Raw genomic sequence first — 25,023 nt, 5'->3', positions numbered from 1 at the left:
GGCACTCGCGAATCGTCAAACACTCTCACGCGAACGTCCGCTCATGCCGCGTTGAGGGCGGCTACGCTCGCCCGGATCTGCCGCGATGAGTGCGCGGATCTGCCTGCGGGCTCAGGCGGTCAATGCAACACCTCGGCTAGTGCTTGCGATGGTGTCTTGAACCCGAGGGTCTGTCGAGGTCTGTCGTTGAGCTCGAGTGCGATGGCGTCGAGGTCGACTTGGGTGAGGGTCTTGAAGTCCAGCCGCCGCGGCAGGTACTGACGTAGAAGGCCGTTGGTGTTCTCGTTGCTCCCGCGCTGCCACGGTGACTTGGGGTCACAGAAGTAGACCTGGATCCCGGTCTCGTTGGTGAAGCGTTTGTGCTCGGCCATCTCGTGGCCCTGGTCCCAGGTCAGCGACTTGGCCAGCTGTGCAGGTAGGTGCGCGACGGCGGCGGCCAGGGCGTCAGCGACGACGTCGGCCTTGTGGCTGCCGCCGGGTAGTCCGACGAGCAGCAGGTAGCGAGTAGAGCGTTCGACCAAGGTGGCCACTGGGCTCATCTGCTTGCCGAAGACCAGGTCGCCCTCCCAGTGTCCGGGCACCGCACGGTCCTCGGCTTCAGCGGGACGCTCACTGATGTTCACGATCCCCGGCCGCCCGCCTCGACCGTCGGGGAGCCGGACCCCGTGCACGCGTCGGATCACCCGACCGGTGCGCAGGTAGGCGGTCAGCTCCTTGCGCAGCGCACCGCGTGACTGCACGAACAGCGTGCGGTAGATGCTCTCGTGCGACACGTGCATCTCCGGGTCTTCGGGATAGGTGAGCTTGAGCCAGCCGGCGATCTGCTGGGGCGACCATCGTCGCTGAAGCTTCGCGGCCACGATGCCAGCCAGCACCGGGTTGGTGGCCAGCTTGCATGCCTTGGGTCGGGTCGCCCTGGCCCAGGCGTGCTGGTCCGCGGACGCGGCCCGGTAGCCACGCCGGCCGCCGTTGCTCGCGACCTCACGGCTGATCGTCGACGGCGAGCGACCCAACCCGGCCGCGATCGCCCGCAACGACAAGTCGGCGGCCAGGCCGCGGGAGATCTCCTCACGCTCCTCGAAGCCCAACCGGCCTGCGGAGCGGTGACGTGGGTCAGGTCTGATCCCGCCGCAACGCAGCAAGTAGGCCCGCACCGTGCTCGTCGACAATCCCAACGATCGCGCGGTCGGCTTCACCGCGTGCCCAGCACGCATCCGCGACCAGATCTCATCAATGTCTGCTGGCGACAACCTCTGATAGTTCTGACGCGCCATCGCGACCTCCTCGACTTAAGGAGTGTTGCGCTGACCGGTTGAGAACGCCCCGAGATCCGGCCGCCACGCTTAGACCTGGGCGAACAGGTGACCGGTCGGCGGTCGGCGAGTAGTCAATCGTGCAGCCGGTGTAGCAGCCGAGCACCCCATCCTTGGTACACCGCAGACCGACAAAGACCGTCGATATCGCCGTCGTCACCAAGCGAGAACGCGCCCGCCACGTTGATTGCACTCCCGGCAGGGCATGTGCGTCGCCCAGTTCGGCGTCTTGGGAATGTCCGCCGAGTCAAAGATCCATGGGCCCGTCCACCCTCTGAACAGGTCCGCTGCGCGCAGCCCTCGTCGTCATCTACGCACGCCGAAGGCGTTTGAGCCGCAGCCTTCGCATTGGGCGTGCCAACGCTTCCCGCCGGACGATGGAGCGATGCGCTGTACTCGACCGGGTTCTCGCCGAGGTCTTCTGCGAGTTCTCCCAGTAGCAGGCTTCGTTCGGGAAAGCCAACGCTTGTGTAGGCGCCCGGGCATACTTCGGCGCGTAACGCCACAAACATCTAGGTCGGGGGACCATGAAGAAGCGACTCGCTGCTGCCGTCTGCGCCGCAGCTCTGCTGTCCGGCTGCTCCGCGTCGGATTCCGGCGACACGGTGAGGTCGGGGGACGGTCCAACTCCGGCAGACTCCGACAGCTCCGGGGAAGAGCCCGAATCGAGCGCTGACGATGGCGTCGGGAGCGCGTCGGTCGAGCCGACGACTTCGCCGCTGCTCAACATCAAGGGCAAGTTTGCAATCCCTGACGGCGTGGACGGAAAACTGTCGGTAGTTGTTATAGGTCAGGCCGAACCGGCATCGGGCACCGTGCCCGTCGTGATCCGCAACATGACTGCGTCCCCGCTGGCCAACCTCGAGGTGAGCGGGACTGCGCGTGATGGCGCTGGCAAGCTTATGGGCTCTGGCTCTTCGCAAGGTTTCGCTCCCGAGCTGCTGAACCCCGGAGAGTGGGCATTCGGATACGTATACATCGACGGCGTGAAGGCAGCGAAAGACACCGAGTTCGACTTCACCGCCACCGGCAGCGAGCCGGACGACTTCCTCGGTTCTGCCGATGTCGAGATCGTCGAGGTCGCCCTGACCAAGGGCGACTTCGGCGACAACCTAACCGGCATTCTGAAGAACCCGACCGACGAGGAGGTGTCCGGCCCCATCGACGTGTCCGCGGCCTGCTTCGATAAGTCGGGGTCGCTCGTCAGCACTCAGAGCGGCTTCGCTGACTCGGACTCCATGGCTCCAGGCGGCACTTCGTCCTTCTCCCTGGACCTCTTCGATGACCCCTGCGAGTTCTTCGCGATGGGCTCAAGCGGCTACAACTTCTAGCAACGGGTGGCCAGACACGGCGCCACCTATGACCCATCTTTGAAGCACACTCCGTCAGGCCTCCGGAGCCGCTGAGATTCGGTGACGACGCAATGCGTTATTCCGCCGCGTCTGCCCGGGCCTGGAGTCCGAGGCGCATGCCACATCGGGACGCAGTGTCGCGCTCGCTGGTCTCAGTGCAGGGACAGGACCCTCTGGCTAGGGCGGGCGTTTACCGGAATGATTAAGGTCCACTGTTCTGAGGGGGCCCCTAGATGGCGAAACTTGGTGAAGCCTGCGGTCGGGAGAACGCTGTCGAAATGTCCGACGACAACAAGGTCGTGCTGGTGTGCCGGCAAAGCGTCTGGACGCGTAGAAGCTCTACGGCCCCGACAGACGGCTCTGGGGGCAAGGTCTCGAGGAAGACGCGCGACGAGCTTCGAAGCGCCCAGGATGAGGCCGCGAAAGCTGCCAAGTCCGAAACGTCCTTGCGTCGGAAGGGGTGACTCGTGGCCGATGCTGATGATCGCATCAAAGAAGAGGTAGCCGCTTGGGAGGCAGCGACCACTCAGACACGGGACGTGGTCAAGTGGATCGCAACCGCGTTCGCTGGCCTCGGTGCATTGCTCATCGGCACGGCCCCACTTGCCGGACTCGACAGGTCGATCCCTCGCTACTAGCCATCTTGTTCATTGCCCTCGGTGCCCTACTTGCGTTGGGCGGCGTCGCATGGATCGTCTGGCAAACGACATCTCTCCTGGTGCCGGCGACCGTCAGCTTCGTCGAACTGCAGGATGACGCTGCTTTCGCGGGGTTGAGGGCTCGTGTTGAAGCGGATCCCGAGGCGTACCTGGGCAGTTGGGCCACGAACTTAAACGAGTTCGCGGAAGCCCGAGACAGCGAGTACGCAGTCCTCACCAATATCGTCGCGCTCCGCGAGGTGACGAGCGACCCGGACGCCTTCGCTGCTTTGGAGCAAGCTGAGAAGGACGCCGGAACGCGGATCGAAGCAGCAGGCCGAGTGACTCGTCGGCTCCTCGCGATGGGCGCGTACGTTCGCCTAAGTGCGCGGTTCGAAGCGGTTAAACCGCAGCTGTTCATTGCTGCGGCAGTAGTGGTGGTGGGGATCGTGATGTTCTTGGTAACTGTCTCCGCTTCATCTGAGGATGAGGATGAGGATGCGGGCGGTTCCGCCTCGTCGGCGACCCAAGTGCTTCAACCCGCACGCGCTTCGCTGACTGATCCGGATGGGGCGATCGCTGCGCTGCTCGGAGTCAAATGTCCAACTGCATTCGAGGTCTTGGTGATTGCAATTCCCAAGGAGCCCAGCGACGACAACGCTTCGGATGACTCTGAAGCAGCTCACTGGAGACTCGCTGTCACCGACCCCCAGTGTCGGCGAGGCCAGATTGAACCGACTACGGATGAGATCAAGATCTTGATGACACACGGCAGCTGATCGCAGCCGCAGATCGCGATCCCGCTTGACTCGCTGGCTGAACGGTCGGGGCTACCCGATGCGTGGCGAGGCCTTGGCTGTCTGCGTCACACCGCCGCGAGTCGGTATGTCGTCAGGCGTCGACACCCGGGTGGGTGGGGCGAATGATTGGTCCGGTGACGCGGAGCTCGAGGGAATCGCCGAATGCTGGGGTGGACGATGCTGTCGCTCCTGGGCGGCTGTCGGCCCGGAGCTGGGGCGAACTCGTGCGACGCGCTGCAGGGCATGTAGTGCAGGCACGTCTTCCCTTCCTCAGCGCCGGTGTCGCGTTCTTCGCTGTCTTGTCCGTCGCGCCCGTGTTGGTGACGGCGCTGTCGGTCTACGGTGCGCTCAACACCCCTGGGCAGGCCCGTAGTCAGCTCGCGGGGGTTGCGGAGGTGCTGCCGCCCCAGGTGGAAGTCCTGGTGACCGATCAGCTGACCAGCATCACGACCGCTTCGGCGGAGGTGCTGACGGTGCGCGGTCTCGTAGGTCTGGGGCTCGCCTTGTGGACAGCCACCACCGCGATGGTGGCTCTCATCGACGCGTTGAACGTGGCCTACCACGAGACGGAGTCCAGGGGCTTTGTGCGGCGCACGGTCCTGGGTCTCTCGTTCGTCCTTGGGGGTGCGCTCTTCCTGGGCGCCGCGATCGCTCTGGCCGGTGTGACGACCCGGGCCATCGACAGTTCACCAGGCTACGTCCGTGCCGTGGCGGCGGTGGCGGCGTGGCCGGCGATGGCGGTGCTGATGTGCACGACGCTCGCCGTCCTCTACAGGTTCGGCCCGGACCGCAAGGACCCACAATGGCGATGGACGACGTGGGGGGCCGTGGGCGCCACCGTGCTGTGGGCGGCGGGCTCTGTCGCGCTCTTCGTCTACGTGCAGAACCTCGGTACCTACGGGACCATCTACGGCTCGCTGGCCGGTGTGGTGATCAGCATGTTCTGGCTCTGGTTCACCGTGCTGCTGGTGGTGTTCGGAGCCGCTGTCAACGGCGAGTCCGAAAGGCAGACCACGTATGACTCCACGACGGGTCCTGAACGTCCGGTGGGCCAGCGGGGCGCGGTCGTCGCTGACAGCACGCCGCACCACCTCAATCGTCCATGACCAGCGACTTCCCTTCCTGTTCGACGTCGGCTTCGCAGCCAGTGAGACTGTCTCCCCGCTTGCGCCGCCGCCGTGAACAGTTCCGGCGGCGTTGAGATGCCGATCATCCGCATCCACCGTCAGCGTTGATCGTCCGTCAGCTGCTTCGGGCGCACGAGCGCCGATCGCCGAGCCGGCCCGGCATCCTCCAGCCCGCTGCGAGCCGCGAGGGAATCAGCGGCTGGCTGTCGCCGAAGAAGTCACAGAACTTCATGATGAGTGGGTCCCAAGCCTTCGGGTCGATGTGGTCGCTGCCGGGCAGCCGTACGGCATCGTCCACGTGGGCGCGCAGCACCCGGACGTGGATGGCGAGCGCTCCCGGAGAGTCCGGGTCGATCGGGTAGTGGCTCGACACGTGGCACTCGAGCTGGATCGGGCATTCGACCACTCGGTCCGGGGCGATCAGATCCGACGGCTCAGGGGTCAGCCCGGCGACCTCGAACTTGCGCGGCTCGTAGCGGTACCCAGTGTCACGCTTGTGCGGCGACAGCTCGGGCGAGCCGCTGAGCAGCGCAAGCCGGTCGACGTGGCCGACCAGGTCGGCTGAGGCGAGGTTGAGGACCGCCTCCCCTGTACGCAGCATGTTCTGCGTGGTGCGGGAGGAGGCGGCCAGGCCCAACACTGCGTGCTGCCCCAGCCACCAGGCAGAGGACATCGGCGCCACGTTGGTGGTGCCGTCGGGGTTGGCGGACGAGACCAGGACGACGGGCGTTCCGTAGTAGTGGACCTTGAGAGGGAGGACTCGGTGCATGCACCGAGTCTGGCGAGCGAGGCGACGGGGTTCTGGCGGAAACCGGACGGCGCGTTGGCCACCCGGGTCCGACCGCTCAGGCGAGGGCGGAGTCGGGGATCCAGTTGCCGTGGAACCCCTGCGGCACCCGGACCGGCAGGTGGACCGTGGCCACCGGTGGTCCGAAGTCGTGGGCATCGAGGATCACCAGATCGCTGGCGCCGCGCGCGGCGTCGTACACGTAGCCCATCAGCCACCCGTCGTCCTCGCCGGCCGCGCTGCCGGCCGGGACGAACGCCATTTCGCTGGAGATGCGTCCGGGGCCCAGGTCCAGCTCGGCGGTGGTGCCGCCGACGAGGTCGTGCTTGCGCACAGCGGTGCGGGGGTCGTCGCCCAGGGCGCCGAGGTCGCGCACCGAGGACGAGCCGATCGTGTAGCCGTAGCGGTGGCGACGGCCCGTGAGTCGTTCGTCCCCGCGGGGGAACTCGGTGCCGCGATCGTCGATCGTCTCGGTGAGGACCCTGCGTGCCCGCGGGTCGATCGTCCAGCGCTCCAGGCGGGGGTGATCGGCCAACGGCTCGCCGTCCTCGGCGAAGGCATGGTCGTGCACCACCAGGTCGATGATCACTCGATCACCGTCGTCGAAGGCGTTGAGGGGGTGGTAGACGAAGCACGGCTCGACGTCGATCCACACGACGTCGGACCCGGTGCCGGCCCGGGGCAGGAGCCCGACCCGAGCCCCGTTGTCGGGGCGCCAGCGGAAGGGCAGGGAGACGCCTTGGAGGGCGAGCTCGAGGTCGAAGAGCACAGGCAGGTCGAAGAGCACGACCCGGGACGCGGTCAGGCCCATGTCGTGGAGCATGACCGGAGCCGGCAGGTCGACGTCGACGGTCCTGACGAGCTCCCCGGCAGGGTCGATCACGTGATAGCGCAACGCGGGGTCGTCGAAGCCGTAGGTCATCACGTGCATCTCGCCGGTGCTCGGGTCGAACTTGGGGTGAGCGTTGATGCCACCAGGGAGCGGGCCACCGAAGTTGCGCGTGGCGACCGTCTCCAGCTCGCCCGTCAGCTCGTAGGGCAGCGACCCCTCGGTCACGGCCAGGATCCGGCCGGCGTGGGCGAACACGCTGGTGTTGCCCGAGCCGGGATACCACCCGCCGTCCGCATGGGGCACGGGAGACTCACCGAGGTGCGCGCTGGCCTCGGGACTGCGCACCCAGCGGTTGCGATACCAGCGTGGCCGGCCGCCGTGCAGGTCGACGCCGTGCACCATCCCGTCGCCCGCGAACCAGTGGTAGGTGTCGGCCTCCGCTGCGAACGGGTTGGGCCCGGTGCGGATGTACCTGCCCGCCAGGTCCGGCGGCACCGCCCCCGTGACCTCCAGATCCGTGGCGGTCACCTCGGTGGCGACCGGCGCGAAGTTGCCGTCGAGGTACGTCGCTGCAGTCATCGTCTGCTCCCTGGCATCAGGCCGCCGAGCCGGCCCCACCACTAGACACCCCTCCCCGCGACGCGTCAATGCGCCGCCTGTCGGCAAGCCCCCGGGGCACGCCGTCGCTTCTGCCCCATCCCGGATGCCTCTGCGAGGATGGCTGCGCCCCGCACCGCCGACCTCAGCCAGCCGAAGGATGCCCATGTCTACGTCACGATTGGTACGCCCCAGCGAAGGACGGTGGCTCGCTGGAGTCTGCGCCGGCCTGGCAGACAGGTTCGGGATCCCGCGGGGACTGGTCCGCCTCGGCTTCGTGGTCTTCGGCCTCGTGGGCGCGGGCGAGCTCGCGTACGTCATCGCGTGGATCGTCATGCCCAAGGGCGACTGACCCACGCACCTGACCGCCCGCCTACACCGACAGCGTGTTGACGGTCCGGGTGATGCGCCCGTCGGTCCTCTCGAGGAACACGATCTGGCCGAACTCGACGTGCGACCAGCCGTCGGCGTCCTCGGTCAGCGCCTCGGAGGCGAAGATGGCGGCCGTCGCCTCGTCCTCGTCGCACGCCTCGAAGTCGTAGGCGGTGTCGTCGCGCGGCACGTGGCGGCCGACGAGCAGGTACATCGGCTCGAGGAGCATCGACAGGGCGAAGTCGTCCGTGCCCGGACCGGACTCCCGCAGCGTCTTCCAGTCGCCCGCCGGGTGGGTCTCGCCCTGGTGCCCGAGACCGACGTTGACCCCGATGATCCGGTGGGGCGACACCAGCGCCATCTTCAGCTTGGTCAGGGCGGGCAGGTCGAGGTCCTTCATCGCCTGCGCGATGAGGCCCACCATCTCCTCGATCGCGCGCTGGACGTCCTTGTCGGTGTCGCCGTCGAGCAGCGAGAGCAGCAGCACGTAGAGGAACTCCGTGTCCGTGGTGCCCCGCATCTGCGCGAGGTACCTGTCCTCGCAGTGCTGCAGCAGCTCCCTCTGCAGGAGCATCCAGTGGGGCAGGTCGCCGTTCTGGGCGATGACCCAGGGGGTCTCGTCGAAGGCGAAGGGGTGGCAGTTCTCGTCGACGATGACGGCCGCCGAGTCATAGCTGGCCGCGCGCACGTGGGCGAGCATCGTGTTGGCCCGGAGGCTGGGGACGATGTGCGGGGCGTTGTCGTCGTAGAAGGCCGCCATGGGCCGGCGGTAGTGGAAGGGGTCCTCCGGCTTGAGCAGGTGCTCGCTCCAGGCCGCGAACCCCCAGCCCGCCAGCTGGAGGTCCGGGTAGTGCTCAGGGTCGAGGGCCTGGTTGACCAGGCTGTTCGACGGTGTGAGCAGCAGGCTCTCGAGCGGCGTCTCCGGCCCGATGTAGGCGAGCACTCGGCACATGGAGTTCCTTCACTGACGACAGGACGCGCCGGGGTCGGCGTCCAGGTGGGCCCCGAGACGGGCGTCGCCACCCTATGGGCGGGGCGCGGCTGCTCGTGAGGGAGACCCCGATAGCGTCCCGGGGTGGCCAGCCCTCGACGATCCGGTGCTCGTCGGCGCGGCGCACCCTCGCGCCGCGGCGGCGCACGTACGCAGCAGCGGCCGCTGCCGGTCGCCGGGCCGGGCGAGCGGGTGTGGGTGCTCGACGTCCCCTACGGGACCCAGGTCGACGGCGCCGCGTGGCACCCCGCCGTGAAGACCCACCTGTACGTCGGGCGCGCGCTGCCCGCGCACCTCGAGCCCTACGCGCCGGGTCCCCACACCCTCGGCCGGTTCATCGAGAACACGCTCAACCCCGACGACCCGACGCCCGCCCCCGAGCCGAGCGACACGCTCGAGCCGCGGCGGATCCAGTTCGAGGCGGCCGACGCGATCGCGGCGCGGGCCGAGGCGGGCGGGCGGCAGTTCCTGCTCGCCGACGAGCCCGGCGTCGGCAAGACGATCTCCGCGGTGCTCGGGGCGCAGGCCGTCGGCGACCTGCGTGGCGCGAAGCGGGTGCTGGTCGTCGCCGACCGGCCCGCCGCGATCACGATCGGCCACTGGTGCCGCACGATCACCGCGCTGGGCGACGGCGGCCTGGAGTGGGTCGTGATCACGTGGGACCGGCTGGACAAGGTCACGGGCCACGACTGGGACGTGATCATCGCCGACGAGGCCCACGCCCTGCGGCGCACCACGACGAAGCGGTGGAAGCTCTGGGCGCGGATCTCCGGTCATGGGAAGCCGCACGACCGGGCGCCGTTCGTCATCGCCACCACCGCGACGCCCGGGCACACGCCGCTGGAGCTGCCCTACCTCGCCCCGGCGTACGCGCAGGTGCTCGGCGAGCCGATGCGGGAGTGGACGTCGGCGACCCGACCCGGCGACGTCTTCGCCGCCGCGCTCGAGCGCCACGGCGTCGGGGTGGAGCAGGGACGCTACGGCGCGACGTGGACCGCCGACCCGGCGCGGCGCGCGGCCGACCTCGAGCTGGTGCGGGGCTGGCTCGACGACGCGAGCCCCGCGGCGATGCTGCACCGCGCCGCGCCGTGGGGGCCGGTGCCCATCTCCGGCATGCCGGTGGCGCTCACGCCCACGGAGCGAGCGGCGTACGAGGCGGAGTGGGGCGAGTTCTGCCGCGAGATGGACATCGCGCGACGCGGCCGCAACGTCGCCAAGGGGCGGGCCGCGCTGCTGCGCTTCCGGCAGAAGGCCGGGCTGATCCGGGTCGACTCGACGGTGGCCTGGATCGCCCAGCAGGTCGAGGCCGAGCGACAGGTGGCGTGCTCGGTCGAGTTCGTCGGCACTGCCGCCGACCCGATCGCCGACCGGCTGCGCGACAGCGGCATCGAGGTCGCCACGATCTACGGCCGCGACCGGTTCGACCCCGAGGCCGAGCGGCTCCGGTTCCAGACCGGGCAGGCGAAGGTCTGCGTGTTCACGACGGTCGCCTCGATCAGCCTGCACGCCGGCGAGACCCTGGACGGGGGCCGTCAGGCGAGCACGGAGCCGCGGGTCGGGGTCTTCCACCAGGCCCGCTTCTCGGGCATCGCCGGCCGACAGGTGACCGGTCGCACCCACCGCGACCACCAGGTCTCGCCGTGGCACATCGCCTACGCCGAGGGCACGGTCGAGGAGCAGGTCGGCAAGGTCATGGTCGAGCGCATCGCCGCGGCCTCCGACACGGTGGGCGGCGACACCAGCGGACTCGCCGACCTCGCCCAGCTCCTCGGCGCCGACTGGCTGCCCGCCACCACCCTGGTCGAGGACGGCGCCTGAGCGGCCCCCTCGGTGCGGACGTAGGCTCCTCCGCGTGAACGCCACCCTCGTCGCGAAGGACCTCGCCGGCGGGCACGGCCACCGGGTGCTCTTCGAGGGCCTCGACCTCACCGTCGCGCCGGGCGACGTGATCGGCGTGGTCGGCGCCAACGGCGCGGGGAAGTCGACGCTCCTGTCCCTTCTCAGCGGGTCGGTGCCGCCGATGGCCGGCTCCGTGGAGTGCGCGCCCCGGGACGCCTTCGTCGGCTGGCTGCCGCAGGAGCACGAGCGCGTGCCCGGCGAGACGATCGCGCACTACCTCGCGCGCCGTACGGGTGCAGCCGAGGCGACCGCGGCGATGGAGTCGGCCGCCGAGGCGCTCGGCTCGGGCGAGCCCGGGGCGGACGACGCCTACGCGGCGGCGTTCGACCGGTGGCTGGCGAGCGGTGCGCCCGACCTCGAGGACCGGATCGCCCCGGTGCTGGCCGACCTCGGCCTCGACGTCGGCCCGGACGCCCTGATGACCACGCTCTCCGGTGGGCAGGCCGCCCGGGTGGCGTTGGCCGCGCTCCTGCTCAGCCGCTTCGACATCGTGCTGCTCGACGAGCCGACCAACGACCTCGACCTCGACGGGCTGGCGCGGCTGGAGGCGTTCGTGCAGGGGCTGCGCGGTGGCGTGGTGCTGGTCTCGCACGACCGCGAGTTCCTCGCACGCTGCGTCACCCGGATCGTCGAGCTCGACCTCGCCCAGGGCAGGGTCAGCGTCTACGACGGCGGCTACGAGGCGTTCCTGGAGGAGCGGGCCGTCGCCCGCCGTCACGCGAGGGACGCCTACGAGCAGTACGCCTCGACCCGCGCCGACCTCGTGCAGCGGGCGCGCACCCAGCGCGAGTGGAGCTCGCAGGGGGTGCGCAACGCGATGCGCAAGAGCCCCGACAACGACAAGATCCGGCGCCGCGCCGCCACCGAGTCGTCGGAGAAGCAGGCCCAGAAGGTGCGCCAGATGGAGTCGCGCATCGCGCGGCTCGACGAGGTGGAGGAGCCGCGCAAGGAGTGGGTCCTGCAGTTCGACATCGCCGCCGCCCCGCGCTCCAGCGCGGTCGTGGCCACGCTCAACGAGGCGACCAAGAGCTTCGGCGACTTCCGCCTCGGGCCCGTCTCCGCGCAGGTCGACGCGGGCGACCGGATCGGCATCACCGGCCCCAACGGGGCAGGCAAGACCACGCTCCTGCGCCTGCTGCTCGGGCGCACGGAGCCCGACACCGGCACCGCCTCGCTGGGTGCGTCGGTGTCCATCGGCGTCATCGACCAGGCCCGCACGGGCCTGGCGGAGGACCTGCCGCTCGGCGACGCCTTCGAGGCCGTCGTCCCGGAGCTGACGCAGGCCGAGGTGCGCACGCTGCTCGCCAAGTTCGGGCTCAGGGCCGACCAGGTCGCCAGCCCGGTCGCGCGCCTCTCCCCCGGCGAGCGCACCCGTGCGGCGATGGCGCTGCTCCAGGCGCGCGGGGTCAACCTGCTGGTCCTCGACGAGCCGACCAACCACCTCGACCTGCCGGCCATCGAGCAGCTCGAGGACGCGCTGGCGTCGTACGACGGCGCACTCCTGCTGGTCTCGCACGACCGCCGCCTGCTGGCCAACGTCCGGCTCGACCAGCGGTGGGAGGTCGACGGCGGCCGTCTGGTCGTGCGCCACGCCTGACGTCCAGCCTCGACGAGTGCAGGTCGACAGCGCCCGGCCTGGACGGGGGCCTCGGAGCTCGCCGTCGCCGGCGGCATGGCGGGCCCGCTGCTGCGCGCCGCGACGGGCCGCGACGGCTGCCCCCGGCTTCTCGGTCCTGTGACGGGCGGCCGCGCGTCAGTTCTCGCAGGCCGTGCCGTCCTTGTCGCGGTCGAGGCTGCGGTAGTTGGTCCAGTAGACCTGCACGGCGAGCTTGGTGGTGGCCGGGCGGGAGTAGCCGTCACGCACCGCCTTGGAAGCCGCCGCCGGCCCCTTGGCGACACCGTTGGGCCACTTGGCGGTGAGGGCGTCGCACGAGCGGAAGGAGGGGGCAGCCGCGTCGGCCGGCGTCAGCACCAGCAGCGGTGCGGTGAGGGCGAGGGCGGCGAGGGCGCCGCAGAAGTTCCTGGTCATGCCGGGACCGTACGTCCGGCCTCCGCGCCTGCGCAGGGAAAGCGGGAATCCCCCCTACGCTGGCGCCATGCCTGCCGCCCGGACCCGCCGCGCCCGCGCGGCGAGGAAGCGCCAGCGGCGGATGGCGGGCGTCGAGCACGACCTGAGCGCGGACGAGTGGGCAGGGCTGCAGGAGGCGTGGGGAGGCTGTGCCTACTGCGGGGCGAGCGGCGCGGCCCTGCAGAAGGACTGCGTGCTGCCGATCTCGCGCGGCGGCCGCTACACGGTGCTCAACGTCGTGCCCGCCTGCGCGTCGTGCAACGCGAGCAAGTGCAACGACGAGGTCACCGGCTGGCTGCGCCGCAAGCGGCTCGACGAGCGCGCCTTCCTGACGCGGCTCGCCGAGGTCCACGCCGGGCTGTAGGGGCGGCAGCGGCGCCTACAGCGGAGTGTCCTCCGGCACCACCCGCAGCACGCTGAGGGTGCCGGCGTCCCGGCCGAGCACGACCTTGACCCCGTCGAGGCGCTCGAGCGCGCCGCGCACGTCGTCGACCTCGAGGCGGGTGTCGACGGCGATGTCGACGTCGCGGACCGGCACGGTCGTCTCCGGCCACTCGGACGCGTCGACCTCGAAGGGGTCGAAGTCGGTCTGGGCCGCTGACCACAGCTGCAGCGCGGACTCGGCGACCATGTCGTCGGTGGTGCTCTCATCGGGGGTCATGCCTCGAAGGTACCCACCCGCGTGCAGTTGACTGGGGCCATGGTCACCCGGCTGCTGCTCCTCGCCGACACCCACCTGCCCAAGCGAGCCCGCGACCTGCCGGCCGAGGTGTGGCGCGCGGTCGAGGAGGCGGACGTCGTCGTCCACGCCGGCGACTGGGCCGACGTCGGGCTGCTCGACGAGCTCGAGGCGCGCTCGGCGCGGCTCCTCGCGTGCTGGGGCAACAACGACCACGGGGAGCTGCGCGAGCGCCTGCCCGAGGTGGCCCGGGCCGAGCTCGAGGGCGTACGCCTCGGGGTGGTGCACGAGACCGGTCAGGCCAAGGGCCGCGAGGAGCGGATGGCGGCTGCGTACGCCGACCTCGACGTCCTGGTCTTCGGCCACAGCCACATCCCGTGGGACACCGTGGCCCCGACCGGGCTGCGGCTGCTCAATCCCGGCTCACCCACCGACCGACGGCGCCAGCCGCACTGCACCTACATGACCGCGAGCGTCGCTGACGGAGAGCTCAGCGACGTCACGCTCCACCGGCTCCCGCCACGGGCGTAGGCGTCCACGCCCGGTCCTCCAGCTCGCGCGAGCCCGCGCGCATCAGGACCCAGCCGGCCGCGACCAGCAGCGCGCCGAACGCCAGGAAGCCGAGGTCCCACGCGAGCGGACCGCCGAGGTCGTCGCGCACGTGGTGCACGCCCAGGATCTGGTGGTCGACCAGTCCCTCCACGAGGTTGAAGCCGCCCCACCCGGCGAGCAGCCCGCCGACGTGGAAGCGCCAGCTCGGCGGGAGCCGGCCGTGACGCCACTGCGCCAGCGTGACGATGGAGGCACCGACCACGACGAACCACGTGACGAGGTGGAAGAAGCCGTCGGCGAGGGTGTTGACCTCCAGGCCCGCGACGGTCGTGGTCGGGTAGTCGGCGCTCACCATGTGGTGCCACTGGAGGATCTGGTGCAGCACGATCCCGTCGACGAACCCGCCCAGCCCGACGCCGTACATCAGGCTCGCGGCCGCGGACGGGGGGTCTCCCACGGAGGTCGGCACTGAGGTCGGCATGCCGGTCCGGTACCCCACTGGTCCCTCGTCCACCACTCAGGCGTCGGGCCCGTCGGGCCGTCGGGTGGGACAGTCGGGGTTGGTGCACGCGCGCAGGTCGACGGTCGGGTCGCCGCCGCCGACGACGCCGTCGGCGGGCCCGGCCGGGCCATCGGTCGAGTCGCCGTCGGTGCCCGGGTGCGGCAGCAGCCGCACCGCGGAGCCGCAGACGGCGCACGGGGCGTGGTCGGAGTACACGTGCAGAACCCTAGCCAGCCGGGACGTGCTCCACCATGATGTGACCCCCGCCACACCGTCGAGCCGACGACGACCCGACCCCAGGAGCCCGCACATGACCGCGACCCAGACCGACCCCGACGTCCTCGCCGTCCGCGAGGACTACGAGTCCCGCATCGTCGGCCTCCACATGCCGGCCACCGTGCGCCGGGCCGCCGAGGAGAACCCCGACCTGCCCGCGTTCTCCGACCGCTTCGACGTGGCGGCGGGCGAGACCTGGTCGACCATCACCTGGGCCGAGACGTGGGAGCTCACCCGGCAGGTCGCCGCCGCGCTCATCGACCTGGGCGTGCAGACCGGCGACCCGGTGGCGATCATGGCCGCCAACCGCACGGCGCACACGCTGGCCGACTACGGCGCGATGACGGCGGCGGCCGTGCCGATGTCGATCTACAACACCCTGGCGCAGGAGCAGGTCGCGTTCATCGCCGGCGAGTCGCGGCCGGTCGTCGTGGTGCTCGAGGACCACGACCGCTACCAGCGCTGGGAGCCGGCCCTCGACCGGGTCGACTCGATCCGCCACGTGGTCATGCTCGCCGACGCCGACCGGGTCGACGACCCGCGCGTGATGACGTGGGAGGAGCTGCTGGCCCGCGGCGCCGACACCGGCGCGGTCGACGCGCGGATGGAGCAGATCACCCCCGACCTGCCCGCGACGTTCCTCTACACCTCCGGCACGACCGGCAACCCCAAGGGCGTGGTGCTCACCCACCACAACGTCATGTACGAGGCCGTCTCCACCCTCGACGCCGGCGGCCTGCACGGCCCGCAGCGCACGATCAGCTACCTCCCGCTCGCGCACATCGCCGAGCGGATCCTCGCGACGTACGCTCCCCCGTTCCTCGGCAGCCACGTGCACGCCATCCCCGACCCCGCCGGCCTGCTCGGCGCACTCGGCGAGGTGCACCCGACCGCCTTCTTCGGCGTGCCGCGGGTGTGGGAGAAGATCAAGACCGGCATCTCGGCCAAGCTCGCCGAGGACCCCGACCCCGCCAACCAGAAGCTCGTCACCGACGCGATGGCGGCCGGGCTCGCGTGGACGCAGGCCCACGAGTACGGCAACGAGATGACGCCCGAGGTCGAGGAGGCCTTCGCTAAGGCCGACGAGGCGATCCTCGCCTTCCTCCGCCTGCTGCTCGGCCTCGACCAGGTGACGTGGGCCGCCAGCGCCGCGGCGCCGATGCCCCTGGAGGTCGCGAAGTTCATGGGCGGGCTCGGCCTGCGCGTCTACGACGTCTACGGCATGACCGAGACCACGGGCGCCTTCACCTCCAACGGCCCCGACGCGTTCAAGCTCGGCACCGTCGGGCGGCCCAACCCGGGCATCGAGGTGCGGCTCGCCGAGGACGGCGAGATCCTCGTCCGGGGACCGGTCAACACCCCGGGCTACTACAAGCAGGAGGAGGCCACGCGCACCCTCCTCGACGAGGACGGATGGGTGCACACGGGTGACATCGGCACCGTCGACGAGGACGGGTTCTACTCCGTCGTCGACCGCAAGAAGGAGCTGATCATCACCTCGGCGGGCAAGAACATCGCGCCCTCCAACATCGAGAACTACCTCAAGGAGTCGCCGATCATCGGCCACGCGATGGCCATCGGCGACGACCGGGCCTACGTCGTCGCGATCCTCACCCTCGACGGGGAGATCGCCCCCCTCGTCGCGCAGAAGATGGGCCTCGAGTTCATCGACCTCGCCGACCTGTCGTCCCGGCCCGAGATCCGGGCGATGGCGCAGGCGGCGGTGGACAAGGCCAACGAGCGGCTCTCGCGTCCCGAGCAGGTCAAGGCGTGGGAGCTGCTGGCCGACGAGTGGACGGCCGAGTCCGAGGAGCTCACCCCGACCCTCAAGCTCAAGCGCCGCGTCGTGCGCACCAAGTACGCCGACGTGGTCGACGGCCTCTACACCGGCTGAGCGCGGCCGGGCAACCTCCGACCCCAGCCGGGCGTCTCCTCGTCATGACCACCTCACTCCGCATCCCTCTCGTTGCCGGCCTGACCGCCGTCGCCACCCTCGTCGCCCCCCTCTCACTGGGCCTCACCCTCGCCACCCCCACCGCAGCGAGCCCGGCGCCCGCCGGGGGCGCCGAGCGTGCCGCTCCGCGGACGGTCCTCGACGTCCGCGGGCTCGACCGCGGCGCGCCACCCGCGGTCGCCTGGAGCGAGCGGCGCGCGGGCCGGACCGTCGTCCACGGCGCCGACGGCACCCGGACCCCGGTGGACAACAGGGTCGTCGAGCTCGCGCCGATGGGGTCGGGCTACGTCGTCCAGTCCGTCGGCGGGGCGGCGGCCAGGACCCGGTGGGTCGACGCCGACGGCTCCCCCGGGCGGCGCGAGTGGCGCACCGGCTACGGCCTGGCCGTCTCGGCGCAGGGCGGGGCGGTCGCCTTCTCGGGCCGGGCTGGCAGGGTGTGGTCGATCGACGACGCGGGCGACCGGGTGCTGTCGTTCCCCGCGGTCCCGATCGCCGGGCGGGGCCGGGCCGTCGCGGTGGTCGGCGAGGACTGCAAGGAGGACGCGACCAGCAACGGCTGCACGGTCTACGTCAACGGCGCCCGCGCCTGGCGCACCTCCTCGCACGGCATCGTCGACCGGGTGGGGCGGCTGCGCCTGACCTCCACCGCCCGGGGACGCTGGGTCGGCGGCATCACCTCCCTCAGCGACACCGGCTCCTGCAGCGCCATGCTGCGCGGGTCGCGGCTGCGGTGGCGCACCTGCGACAACCAGCTCTCCGACATCTCGCCCGACAACCGCCGCGTCCTCGGCACCCCGGCGTACGCCGACGGCTTCGGCCCCCGTGCCCTCGACATCCTCTCGACCGCCGACGGGTCGGTGGCGCGCTCGTTCGCCTCCGCCCGCGACGCCCGGTCCGCGACCTACTTCGACGAGGTGTGGGAGGACGCCGAGCACGTGCTCGTGGTGACCTACCAGGCCGACCGCTGGGCGGTCGTCCGCCTCGGCGTCGACGGCTCGATGGAGTACGCCGTCGCTCCCCGCCGCGGGTCGATGGACACCCGGTCGCCGTTCCAGCTCCAGACGCGCTGACGACCGTCGGGGACGCCGGGCAAGGGGGTAGGCCCCGGAGCCGACCCCGGGATCGACCTGGTCTAGACCTCGGGGGTATTACGGATGCACAGGCGCGGCGACCGCTGTTCTTCTGGAACGCATGCATCGACGGATCGCAGGGTCATTGACGGGCCGCATCACGAAGTGGATCGTCCTCGCCGCCGCGGTGGCCATCACCGGGTTCATGGGGATGTTCTCGAGTCAGCTGGCCGACGTCCAGAACAACGAGGCGTCGTCGTGGCTGCCGGAGTCGGCGGAGTCGACGCAGGTGCTCGACGAGCTCTCGGAGTCGGTGGACCCCAACGACATCCCGACGCTGGTGGTCTACCAGCGCGACGGCGGGCTCACCGACGACGACCTCGCGCAGCTGGAGTCCGACGGCGCGGAGATCGCCGAGCTCGACGGCCTGACCGGCGACGGGGTGCTGACGCCGGCCGCCGCCGAGGCCGCGGCCGCCAAGGGCGCTCCGGTGCCGACCCTCGTCTCGGAGGACGGCGAGGTCGCCTACCTCTACTTCGTGCTCAACTTCGGCAGCGACGGGTGGAACGCCATCCCCGACGCGGCCGACGAGATCCGTGACATCGCCCAGCTCGACGGCGGGGAGGTGCACCTGGCCGGCTACGGCGGGCAGGCGGCCGACTCGGCCGAGGCGTTCGAGGGCATCGACACCGACCTCATCCTGATCACCCTCGGCGTGGTGGTGGTGATCCTGCTCTTCACCTACCGCAGCCCGGTGCTGTGGCTGCTGCCGATCATCTGCGCCGTCGTCGCCAACACCGTCGCGACGGGTCTGGTCTACCTGCTGGCCAAGCACGCCGGCCTCACGGTCAACGGCCAGAGCCAGGCCATCTTGAGCATCCTGGTGATCGGCGCCGGCACCGACTACGCCCTCCTCCTCGTCGCCCGCTACCGCGAGGAGCTGCGCCGCCACGCCGACCGCCACGAGGCGATGGCCGTCGCGCTGCACCGCGCCGCCCCGGCCATCCTCGCCAGCGCGGCGACGGTCGCGGTCGGCATGCTGAGCCTGTCCTTCGCCGAGCTCAACTCGACCGCCGGGCTCGGCCCGGTCAACGCCATCGGCGTCGCGGTGACGATGGTCGTGATGCTCACGCTCCTGCCCGCGCTGCTGGTGATCTGCGGGCGCTGGATCTTCTGGCCCAAGCGCCCCGCGTTCGGCAGCCCCGAGCCCACCGCCGACGGTCTCTGGGCCCACGTCGGGCGCCGGATCAGCCACCGCCCGCGCCGGGTGTGGGTGACCACCACGGGGCTGCTCCTGCTGGCGTGCCTCGGCCTGTTCCGCCTCGACGCCTCGGGGCTGTCCACCGAGGACACCTACACCCAGGAGTTCGACTCCATCAAGGGACAGAGGCTGCTCGAGGACCACGGGCTGTCCGACAACTCCAACACCCTCCAGGTCGTCACCGACGCCGACCGCGCCCCCGACGTGGTCGACGCCCTCGCGGGCATCGACGGCCTCGGCGCCCCCGGCGAGGTGCAGCCCCTGTCCGAGGGTCGCGCGTGGTTCGAGGCCACGATCGAGGCGGACGTCTCCTCCACCGCCGCGGCCGACATCGTCGAGGAGTCGCGCGACGTCCTGCACGCGGTCGACGGTGCCGACGCCCTCGTGGGAGGCGGCTCGGCGTTCTACCTCGACACCAAGATCGCCTCCGAGCGCGACAGCTGGGTGATCATGCCGCTCGTCCTGCTCGTGGTGCTGGTCATCCTCATCGGGTTGCTCCGTGCGCTGGTCGCGCCGCTCATCCTGATCGCCACCGTCGTGCTGTCCTTCGGTGCGGCGCTCGGCATCTCCGCGCTGCTCTTCGAGTACGTCTTCGGCTTCGCCGGCTCCGACCCGGGGTTCCCACTGTTCGCCTTCGTGTTCCTCGTGGCGCTCGGCATCGACTACAACATCTTCCTGATGACCCGGGTGCGGGAGGAGACCGAGCAGCACGGCACCCGCCGCGGCTCGCTGATCGCACTGGCCTCCACCGGGGGCGTGATCACCTCCGCCGGCATCGTGCTCGCGGCGACGTTCCTCGTGCTCGGCTCGCTGCCGCTGGTGTTCCTCGCCGAGCTCGGCGTCGCCGTCGCGCTCGGGGTCATGCTCGACACCCTGGTGGTCCGCTCGGTCCTGGTGACCGCGCTCAACCTCGACCTCGGCGGGAGGATCTGGTGGCCCAGCAGGCTCGACCGGGAGGACGCCCCCCTCACGCCCGCCGAGGCGGAGGCACCGCTCGAGACGGTGCACTGAGCCTCACCCCACGCGGGTGAGGACCTCTGCCCCGTCGTCGGTGATGGCGACGGTGTGCTCGCTGTGCGCCGTCAGGCAGCCGGTGGCGCTGCGCAGCGTCCAGCCGTCGTCGTCGGTGACCAGCTCGTCGGTGTCGACCATGATCCACGGCTCGAGCGCCAGCAGCAGGCCCGGGCGCAGCTGGTAGCCCCGCCCCGGGCGGCCGTCGTTGGCGACATGGGGGTCCTGGTGCATCGTCGTGCCGATCCCGTGGCCACCGAACTGCAGGTTGATGGGATAGCCGGCCGCGGTGAGCACCGTGCCGATGGCGTGCGAGATGTCGCCGATCCGGGCGCCCGGGCCCGCCGCGGCGATCCCCGCCGCCAGCGCGCGCTCGGTCGTCTCGATCAGCTCGACGCTGCCGGCCGGGCGGCTCTGCCCGGCCACGAAGCTGATGGCGGAGTCGGCCGCGACGCCGTCGAGGCGCACGGCGAGGTCGAGGCTGACCAGGTTGCCGTCCGCCACCCGCTGGTCGCGCGGGCGGCCGTGCAGCACGGCGTCGTTGACCGAGGTGCAGACGTAGTGGCCGAAGGGGCCGCTGCCGAAGGAGGGGGCGTAGTCGACGTAGCAGGACTCGGCGCCCGCGTCTCGGATCATCTCGGCCGTCCAGCGGTCGAGGTCGAGCAGGTTGGTGCCGACCTCGCAGCGCGAGCGGAGGGTCTGCAGGATCTCGCCGACGAGCGCGCCGGTGCGGCGGGCGCGGTCGACCTGGGCAGGGGTGAGGATCTCGATCATCGCGGCGCCATCATCTCAGCCCCAGCCTCGCACACCGCTTGCTCGTGTCGCCGCTGCACAGCTCGTCGATGGTGAGCACACCGTCGGCGACCAGCACCGAGGTGAGCGTGTCGACGGTGACCTCGCTGTCGGGGTAGAGCCACGACTCGACGCCGTCGACCTCCACCCCGCCCTCCGCGGGCTCGCCGGCGAGGAAGGCGACCGCCACGTCGGCGGCCTGCTCGCTCATCTGCCGGGTCGGGACGTAGGCCATCGACCGCTCCTCGCCCCGGAGCACCTCGCGGGCGGCCTCGAGGTCACTGCCCGGCTGGGACGGCGGCGCGCCGCTCTCGAGCCCGACGAAGGCCTCCGAGCCCGGCACCAGCTCGCCGAGCGAGACGACCGGCAGGTCGCCGCCGATGAGGGTGCCGAGCCCGTCGGGGTCGACCGGCACCACCACCAGGGCACCGGCCGAGGACGCCTCCGCCTGGCGGGCCTGGTTCTTCTGGGTCCCGGCGTCGCCCTCGGCGTCGTAGACCCGCACCCGGCACTCGTCGCAGGTGGCCTCGACCCGCTCGGTGAACTGCTCGACGTCGACCGCGCGCGAGGAGGAGTCGCCGCCGTCTGCGACGAGCAGCGCGATCGTCGGCTCGTCGTTGATGCAGGCGGACAGCGCAGGCGCGACGGCGAGCAGGCAGGCGGTGAGCAGACGGGCGCGGGACATCCCGAGGAGGTTATCGGCTGCGCCGCCCGGGCCCGGCCCCGGCCGCCGTCAGCCCGCGAGTCGCGCGCCGACCCCGACCAGCGCCGTGGAGAGGGCGGCCACCGGGTCGACGAACAACGGCTCGAGGGCGATCTCCGCGGCTCCCAGCAGCGACGAGTCGCCGTCGAGCCCCGGCAGGGTCAGCGTCACCGACTCCAGCGGCGCCGGGAGCGCGCGGTCGGCGAGGCCGGCCTGGACCTGGGGGCCGACCAGCGCGTAGAGCGAGCGGAAGTAGCCGCCGAGCACGACCTGGCGGGGGTTGAACACGTTGACGATGCTGGCCAGCCCGTGCCCCAGCGCGGTCCCGGTCTGGCGCAGCGCCGCCGACGGCTCGCCGAACCCGTCGAGCACCTCGCCGAGCTGCGCCACCCGGTCGGTGGGGCAGTGGATCGCCTCGGCGATCGCGTGGGCGCCGACCTCGGTCTCCCAGCAGCCCCGGTTGCCGCAGTGGCACTCGCGCCCGGCGGGGTTGAAGCGCAGGTGGCCCACCTCGCCGGCGTAGCCGCCCGCGCCCTCCAGCCGGACGCCGCCGGTGATGACGCCCGCGCCGACGCCGACGTTGCCCGTGACGTAGATGAGGTCGTCCACCCCGACCGCCACGCCGCGCACGTGCTCGGCGAGGGCGCCCAGGTCGGCGTCGTTGGCGATGGACACGGGGACGTCGAGGCCCAGGGCGGCCAGCACGATCCCCCCGAACGACACGTCGTGCCAGCCCAGGTTGGGGGCCAGCCGGATGAGGCCGTCGTTGCTGCGCACGAGGCCCGGCACGCTGATCCCGATGCCGACCATCGGGGACGTGTCGGGCACGTCCGCGACCACGCACCGGATCAGCCCGGCCACCGCGGCGCCGACCTGCCAGGCCTCGCCCTCGCTGTGGACCGGCGCCTGCGAGCGCGCCAGCACCCGTCCGCCGAGGCCGATCCGCGCCACCACGGCGCGGTCGACCCCGAGGTCCACGGCGATGACGAACGGCCCGTGGGCGGCGATCCGGACGCCCGCGGACGGGCGACCGGCGCCCTGGCGGGGGGCGTCCTCGGGCGGGAGCGCCCGCTCGGTGACGCCGAGCGCCTCGAGCTCGTTGACGAGCGCCGCGATCGTGCTGCGGTTGAGACCCATCCGCCCGGTCAGCTCGGCACGCGAGAGCTGGCCGGCGCCGTGGACGTGGCGCAGCACCGTGCCCAGGTTGTGGCGACGCGCGAGCTCCTGGTTGGTGCCCAGGCCCGGGCGCCGACGCGTGGTCATGCCCGGCCCTACACGCCCGCGGACGAGCGGCGGCGCCGGGAGACGGCGTCGACGCTCGCGGCGAGCAGCAGCACCCCGCCGGTGACGAGGAAGTTGATGTAGCTCGCCTGGTTGAGCAGGCCCAGGCCGTTGGGGATGGTGGCGATCACCAGGCCGCCGATGACGGCGTCCATCGCCCGGCCCCGGCCGCCGAAGAGGCTGGTGCCGCCGATGACCGCGGCGCCCACGGCGTAGAGCAGCTCGTTGCCGCCACCCGAGCCCGGCGAGACCTTGCCGGTGTAGGAGGCCGCGAGCATGCCGCTGATCGCGGCCATCGAGGAGCAGATCACGAACGCGAGGATCTTGACCCGGCGCACGTTGATGCCGGCGCGGCGGGCGGCCTCGGCGTTGCCGCCGACGGCGTAGAGGTGGCGACCGAAGCGGGTCTTGGTCAGCACGAAGGTCCAGAAGAGCAGCAGCGCGATCACGACCGGGGCGACCCACGGGATGCCGCTGATGGTGAACAGCGCCGGGTTGGGCGCGCGGTTGGCGCTCAGCAGGGCGGTCAGACCGAGGACGATCACCCCCAGCACGACGATGCGGATCAGCACGAGCCCGAGCGGGCGGTGGACCAGGCCCTTGGAGGCGAGCGAGCGGTAGCGCCACAGCGAGACCGCGGCGAAGCCGACCACGATGAGCACCGCGGCGATCCAGCCGGCGGTGACCGGGACGTTCTTGATCGACAGCCCGCGCAGCACCTCGTCGTTGAAGCGCAGCGAGCCGCCCGAGCCGATCAGCCGCAGCGGCACCGCCTGCAGCGCCAGGAAGAACGCGAGCGTGACGACGAACGACGGGATGCCGAGCCCCGACACGAGCGCGCCGATGGCGAAGCCGATCACCGCTCCGACGGCGACGCCGGCGAGGGTGGCCAGCCACCACGTCCAGTCGTAGTCGATGAGCATCAGCGCGATGATCGTCGCGGAGGCGCCGCCCGCGACGCCCGCGGACAGGTCGATCTCCCCGAGCAGCAGCACGAAGACGATGCCCATCGCCAGCACGATGATCGAGCCGGCCTGCACGACCAGGTTGGCCATGTTGTAGGTCGTCAGGAACCGGTCGTTGAGCGAGGAGAAGACGACGAAGAGGACGATGAGGCCCAAGATCGCGGGCAGCGAGCCCATGTCTCCGCCGCGCAGCCGGTTGACGTAGTCGCGGGCCGAGTCGGCGATCGTGACGGCCTGGACGTCGTCGTCGGCGAAGCCGACATGGGGGGTGGGGTCGGTCGACGAGGGGCCGGCGTCGGTCGCGGTGCCTGAATCGGTCATGGTGTGGTCTCCGGTCCTTCTCAGACGGTCGCGGTCGCGGGGTTCTCGGAGATGCCGAGGCTCCCGGAGCGTCCGGCGGTGATCAGCTCGACCACCTGGCTGTGGGTCACGTCCTTCACCGAGACGTCGGCGGCCACCCGGCCGAGGTAGAGCGCGGTGATCCGGTCGGCGACCTCGAAGACGTCGCCCAGGTTGTGCGAGATCAGCACCACGCCGAGGCCCCGGTCGGCGAGGCGCCGCACCAGGTCGAGCACCTGGCGGGTCTGCGCCACGCCCAGCGCCGCGGTCGGCTCGTCGAGCAGCACGATCTTGGAGTTCCACAGCACGGCCTTGGCGATCGCCACCGTCTGGCGTTGACCACCCGACAGGCTCGCCACGCTCTGGCGCACCGACTTCACGGTGCGCACCGAGAGCGACGACAGGGTCTCGCGGGCGCGCGACTCCATCGTCACCTCGTCGAGGCCGATGCCCTTGACCTCCTCGCGGCCCAGGAACATGTTCTGGACGATGTCGAGGTTGTCGCACAGCGCGAGGTCCTGGTAGACGACCTCGACGCCGAGTGCGGCCACGTCGCGGGGGCCGTGCACGTCGACCTCGCGGCCCTCGAAGAGGTAGCTGCCGCTGTCGCGGCCGTAGATGCCCGCGATGATCTTGACGAGGGTCGACTTGCCCGCGCCGTTGTCGCCGACCAGGGCGGTGACCTGTCCGGGGCGGACGGCGAAGTCGACGTCGTGCAGCACGTGCGCCACGCCGAAGCTCTTGTTGACCCCGCGCAGCTCCAGCAGCGGTTCCGGCATTGACCTACTCCGATCGGGACGAGGTTTGTTGTCTGCGGGGACGCGACGGTGCCCGAGCCGGCTGCGGCTCGGACACCGTCGAC

Annotated in this window: 24 protein-coding genes; 11 read left to right on the top strand and 13 right to left on the bottom strand. The window is 71.1% G+C overall.

What is annotated here, in order from left to right; all coding sequences use genetic code 11:
• Positions 1 to 119 precede the first annotated feature (119 nt).
• Complete coding sequence (locus tag JX575_RS04480) at positions 120 to 1,274, bottom strand: IS30 family transposase (protein WP_206054513.1); 1,155 nt, start codon at positions 1,272 to 1,274, stop codon at positions 120 to 122.
• A gap of 566 nt (positions 1,275 to 1,840) precedes the next feature.
• Between JX575_RS04480 and JX575_RS04475 the strand changes: the two genes are divergently transcribed.
• From JX575_RS04475 to JX575_RS04465, 3 genes are all read left to right on the top strand, one after another.
• Positions 1,841 to 2,644 carry a hypothetical protein gene (locus JX575_RS04475; RefSeq protein ID WP_186342340.1) on the top strand — a complete coding sequence of 268 codons (804 nt, stop codon included), beginning with the start codon at positions 1,841 to 1,843 and terminating at the stop codon, positions 2,642 to 2,644.
• A 664-nt stretch (positions 2,645 to 3,308) separates the two neighbouring features.
• A complete protein-coding gene (locus tag JX575_RS04470) occupies positions 3,309 to 4,082 on the top strand; it encodes a hypothetical protein (protein ID WP_186342341.1) in 774 nt (257 codons plus the stop codon).
• Between the two features lie 269 nt (positions 4,083 to 4,351).
• Positions 4,352 to 5,209 carry a YihY/virulence factor BrkB family protein gene (locus JX575_RS04465; protein ID WP_206054512.1) on the top strand — a complete coding sequence of 286 codons (858 nt, stop codon included), beginning with the start codon at positions 4,352 to 4,354 and terminating at the stop codon, positions 5,207 to 5,209.
• A 136-nt stretch (positions 5,210 to 5,345) separates the two neighbouring features.
• On the opposite strand, the gene JX575_RS04460 is transcribed toward JX575_RS04465, so the two are convergent.
• Both JX575_RS04460 and JX575_RS04455 read right to left on the bottom strand, forming a co-directional pair.
• Positions 5,346 to 5,999 carry a flavin reductase family protein gene (locus JX575_RS04460; RefSeq protein ID WP_186342343.1) on the bottom strand — a complete coding sequence of 218 codons (654 nt, stop codon included), beginning with the start codon at positions 5,997 to 5,999 and terminating at the stop codon, positions 5,346 to 5,348.
• A 76-nt stretch (positions 6,000 to 6,075) separates the two neighbouring features.
• Positions 6,076 to 7,428: a carotenoid oxygenase family protein gene (locus tag JX575_RS04455; protein WP_186342344.1), complete on the bottom strand. Its 1,353-nt coding sequence runs from the start codon at positions 7,426 to 7,428 to the stop codon at positions 6,076 to 6,078.
• A 184-nt stretch (positions 7,429 to 7,612) separates the two neighbouring features.
• On the opposite strand from JX575_RS04455, the gene JX575_RS04450 reads away from it, so the two are divergent.
• Positions 7,613 to 7,798, top strand: a complete 186-nt coding sequence (locus tag JX575_RS04450; RefSeq protein WP_186342345.1) for a PspC domain-containing protein — start codon at positions 7,613 to 7,615, stop codon at positions 7,796 to 7,798.
• 21 nt (positions 7,799 to 7,819) lie between these two features.
• On the opposite strand, the gene JX575_RS04445 is transcribed toward JX575_RS04450, so the two are convergent.
• On the bottom strand, positions 7,820 to 8,770 hold the full coding sequence (locus JX575_RS04445; protein ID WP_186342346.1) for a class II glutamine amidotransferase: 951 nt from the start codon (positions 8,768 to 8,770) through the stop codon (positions 7,820 to 7,822).
• A gap of 123 nt (positions 8,771 to 8,893) precedes the next feature.
• On the opposite strand from JX575_RS04445, the gene JX575_RS04440 reads away from it, so the two are divergent.
• Together JX575_RS04440 and JX575_RS04435 are read left to right on the top strand one after the other, a co-directional pair.
• The gene (locus JX575_RS04440; protein WP_241005330.1) at positions 8,894 to 10,627 is read left to right on the top strand and encodes a helicase; all 1,734 of its coding nucleotides are present in this window, start codon (positions 8,894 to 8,896) and stop codon (positions 10,625 to 10,627) included.
• A gap of 34 nt (positions 10,628 to 10,661) precedes the next feature.
• Positions 10,662 to 12,305 carry an ABC-F family ATP-binding cassette domain-containing protein gene (locus JX575_RS04435; RefSeq protein WP_186342347.1) on the top strand — a complete coding sequence of 548 codons (1,644 nt, stop codon included), beginning with the start codon at positions 10,662 to 10,664 and terminating at the stop codon, positions 12,303 to 12,305.
• 156 nt (positions 12,306 to 12,461) lie between these two features.
• Here the strand turns inward: JX575_RS04435 and JX575_RS04430 are convergent, their stop codons facing one another.
• A complete protein-coding gene (locus JX575_RS04430; RefSeq protein ID WP_186342348.1) occupies positions 12,462 to 12,737 on the bottom strand; it encodes an excalibur calcium-binding domain-containing protein in 276 nt (91 codons plus the stop codon).
• Positions 12,738 to 12,804: 67 nt separating this feature from the next.
• On the opposite strand from JX575_RS04430, the gene JX575_RS04425 reads away from it, so the two are divergent.
• The gene (locus JX575_RS04425; protein ID WP_186342349.1) at positions 12,805 to 13,140 is read left to right on the top strand and encodes an HNH endonuclease signature motif containing protein; all 336 of its coding nucleotides are present in this window, start codon (positions 12,805 to 12,807) and stop codon (positions 13,138 to 13,140) included.
• A 15-nt stretch (positions 13,141 to 13,155) separates the two neighbouring features.
• On the opposite strand, the gene JX575_RS04420 is transcribed toward JX575_RS04425, so the two are convergent.
• On the bottom strand, positions 13,156 to 13,437 hold the full coding sequence (locus JX575_RS04420; RefSeq protein ID WP_186342350.1) for a hypothetical protein: 282 nt from the start codon (positions 13,435 to 13,437) through the stop codon (positions 13,156 to 13,158).
• Between the two features lie 39 nt (positions 13,438 to 13,476).
• Between JX575_RS04420 and JX575_RS04415 the strand changes: the two genes are divergently transcribed.
• The gene (locus tag JX575_RS04415) at positions 13,477 to 13,986 is read left to right on the top strand and encodes a metallophosphoesterase (RefSeq protein ID WP_186342351.1); all 510 of its coding nucleotides are present in this window, start codon (positions 13,477 to 13,479) and stop codon (positions 13,984 to 13,986) included.
• On the opposite strand, the gene JX575_RS04410 is transcribed toward JX575_RS04415, so the two are convergent.
• On the bottom strand, positions 13,955 to 14,488 hold the full coding sequence (locus tag JX575_RS04410; protein WP_186342352.1) for a DUF2243 domain-containing protein: 534 nt from the start codon (positions 14,486 to 14,488) through the stop codon (positions 13,955 to 13,957). The genes JX575_RS04415 and JX575_RS04410 overlap by 32 nt on opposite strands.
• Positions 14,489 to 14,524: 36 nt before the next feature.
• Positions 14,525 to 14,725: a hypothetical protein gene (locus JX575_RS04405; RefSeq protein ID WP_186342353.1), complete on the bottom strand. Its 201-nt coding sequence runs from the start codon at positions 14,723 to 14,725 to the stop codon at positions 14,525 to 14,527.
• Positions 14,726 to 14,819: 94 nt separating this feature from the next.
• Between JX575_RS04405 and JX575_RS04400 the strand changes: the two genes are divergently transcribed.
• The 3 genes from JX575_RS04400 (at position 14,820) to JX575_RS04390 (ending at position 20,081) form a co-directional block, all read left to right on the top strand.
• Positions 14,820 to 16,679 (top strand): AMP-dependent synthetase/ligase, encoded by a 1,860-nt coding sequence (locus tag JX575_RS04400; RefSeq protein WP_186342354.1) that lies wholly within the window; start codon positions 14,820 to 14,822, stop codon positions 16,677 to 16,679.
• 44 nt (positions 16,680 to 16,723) lie between these two features.
• The gene (locus JX575_RS04395; protein ID WP_186342355.1) at positions 16,724 to 17,809 is read left to right on the top strand and encodes a hypothetical protein; all 1,086 of its coding nucleotides are present in this window, start codon (positions 16,724 to 16,726) and stop codon (positions 17,807 to 17,809) included.
• A 121-nt stretch (positions 17,810 to 17,930) separates the two neighbouring features.
• Complete coding sequence (locus tag JX575_RS04390) at positions 17,931 to 20,081, top strand: MMPL family transporter (RefSeq protein ID WP_186342356.1); 2,151 nt, start codon at positions 17,931 to 17,933, stop codon at positions 20,079 to 20,081.
• Between the two features lie 3 nt (positions 20,082 to 20,084).
• On the opposite strand, the gene map is transcribed toward JX575_RS04390, so the two are convergent.
• The 5 genes from map to JX575_RS04365 are packed head-to-tail and all read right to left on the bottom strand — an operon-like array spanning position 20,085 to position 24,940.
• Positions 20,085 to 20,855 (bottom strand): type I methionyl aminopeptidase, encoded by a 771-nt coding sequence (gene map, locus JX575_RS04385; protein ID WP_186342357.1) that lies wholly within the window; start codon positions 20,853 to 20,855, stop codon positions 20,085 to 20,087.
• Between the two features lie 10 nt (positions 20,856 to 20,865).
• A complete protein-coding gene (locus JX575_RS04380; RefSeq protein ID WP_186342358.1) occupies positions 20,866 to 21,558 on the bottom strand; it encodes a hypothetical protein in 693 nt (230 codons plus the stop codon).
• Between the two features lie 48 nt (positions 21,559 to 21,606).
• On the bottom strand, positions 21,607 to 22,839 hold the full coding sequence (locus JX575_RS04375; RefSeq protein WP_186342359.1) for an ROK family transcriptional regulator: 1,233 nt from the start codon (positions 22,837 to 22,839) through the stop codon (positions 21,607 to 21,609).
• A gap of 8 nt (positions 22,840 to 22,847) precedes the next feature.
• Complete coding sequence (locus tag JX575_RS04370; protein WP_186342360.1) at positions 22,848 to 24,143, bottom strand: ABC transporter permease; 1,296 nt, start codon at positions 24,141 to 24,143, stop codon at positions 22,848 to 22,850.
• Between the two features lie 20 nt (positions 24,144 to 24,163).
• Positions 24,164 to 24,940, bottom strand: a complete 777-nt coding sequence (locus JX575_RS04365; protein ID WP_186342361.1) for an ATP-binding cassette domain-containing protein — start codon at positions 24,938 to 24,940, stop codon at positions 24,164 to 24,166.
• Positions 24,941 to 25,023: the final 83 nt, after the last annotated feature.

Origin of the sequence: Nocardioides sp. zg-1228, assembly GCF_017086465.1 — a bacterium.
Lineage (GTDB): Bacteria > Actinomycetota > Actinomycetes > Propionibacteriales > Nocardioidaceae > Nocardioides.
Note: the sequence above shows the minus strand (reverse complement) of the source record. Positions and strands in the feature narration are given on the sequence as shown.